Source organism: Cellulomonas sp. HZM (genome assembly GCF_000708885.1).
Classification (GTDB): domain Bacteria; phylum Actinomycetota; class Actinomycetes; order Actinomycetales; family Cellulomonadaceae; genus Cellulomonas.
In genome coordinates, this window is the sequence record NZ_JEOE01000073.1 from 1 (window position 1) to 1,513 (window position 1,513).

Genomic DNA, 1,513 nt, shown 5'->3' on the forward strand with positions numbered 1-1,513 from the left:
GCACGGGGGCGTCGGGGCGGTACAGGACGGTGATGAGCGAGCCCGGCGACCAGAAATCGGCCCAGGGGGCGCTGCGGGCGCTGCCTGGCACGATGCCCGCGTCCTCGGCGGTGCGCTCTGCGACGATGCCCCGAGAGTGGTTCCGCACGACGCTCCCCACAGGCAGCGCGTGCAGCGCCTCAGCGGTGGTGATCTGCTCAGCCACGGGGCACCTCCGTCTCTGCCAGGAGGTCGCGGAGGCGGGCGGCGACGACGTCGGGCGCAAGACGCGCCACTCGGTCGCGGGTGCGGTCGTCGTACTCGTCCGCCAGCGCCTCCACCCCGGCCCTCAGCGGGTCCGGCTGCAGCACCCACGTCCCCGTGCGGGGGTCGTACAGGTGCTCGGAGTGCTCGGGGCAGGCGGGCTCGTACTCGACCACCGTCTCGGTGTAACCACCGCCCGCGTCCTGGTCGTGCCAGATACAGCAACACCCTGCGGTCGGGTCTGGCAGGATGCGGGCAGGGTCCGGCCGTACCGGGGTGGCGAGAGCATCTCGCAGGCGACCGGCGGCGACCTGCGGGGTGTGGCCGTCGTACTCGGGTGGCAGGTCCACGGCGGGCACCGTGAACAGGTCCCAGAACTCGGCCGCGTAGTGGTTCGACACCTGCCCCGTGGGGAGGGTGGCGACGACGATGAACCACCCGCCGCCGAAGCACGGCTCTCCGTCCGAGTGCTGCCAGGACTTCACGACCGGCACCCCAGCAGCGAGCCACCCGTGCGCGGCGTGGGCGTTGTAGAGCATCCGGTACTCGTACAACTCGTCCATCGTGTGGTGCTCGTCGCCGTCCGGCTGCACCGGGATGGGGGGCAGAAACGGGATGCACGAGTGGTCATCGGCCCCGTGGTTCGGGTGTCCGCACACCGGGGCGAGAGCGGCCAGGGCGTCCGTCTGGTGCGCCACGAACTCGCGCGTCCACTCGTCCCACTGCTCCGGCACGTCGCAGTCGCCGTACTCGTCGGGCTCCCACCCGCACGAGCACAGGCCCTTGTCGTCGGCGGCCCACTGGTGCTCGGTCAGTGCCCGCGCCACCGCCTCCCGCTGCTGGTCGGTCACGGGTGGGTCTCCTTCGTGGTGGGTTCGACGCACAGCGGGCATGTGTCGTCGTGCCAGGTGAGGCGGGCGTCGAAGGGGTCGGGGCACGTACAGGGGGTGCCGGTCGGGGTCGCGTCGGCGTCGAGCTGCGCGAGGATCCGGTCGAGGTCGGCGATCTGTGCCTCGATGTACGCGAGGTCGGCGTCGCGCTCGTCGACCCGCGAGCGGAGGCGGCCCATCTCGAGGCGGATGCGGTGGGTGTCCTCGACGAGCCACGCCCGACGGGAGCGGATCGCGAAGCGGGCGGCGTCGAAGGCCGCGGCGGCGGCGCGGATCGTGCGCTCGATGAGCAGGGTGTCGTCAGTGACGACGGGCCCGGCGGCTGGCGCGATGGGCAGCTCGACGGGTGCGGGTTGGTCGGGCTCGACGGGGTCTGGGGT

3 protein-coding genes are annotated in these 1,513 nt (G+C 72.5%); all 3 read right to left on the reverse strand.

The genetic code is table 11. The features are described from left to right. A partial coding sequence (locus AW16_RS17375; protein WP_034649862.1) for a hypothetical protein occupies window positions 1-205 on the reverse strand: 205 nt, incomplete at its 3' end. Next, window positions 198-1,094, reverse strand: coding sequence for a hypothetical protein (locus tag AW16_RS0116630; RefSeq protein WP_029292241.1), 897 nt, complete (start codon window positions 1,092-1,094; stop codon window positions 198-200). The genes AW16_RS0116630 and AW16_RS17375, both read right to left, overlap by 8 nt. Then, a partial coding sequence (locus tag AW16_RS18710) for a hypothetical protein (RefSeq protein WP_034649865.1) occupies window positions 1,091-1,513 on the reverse strand: 423 nt, incomplete at its 5' end. The genes AW16_RS18710 and AW16_RS0116630, both read right to left, overlap by 4 nt.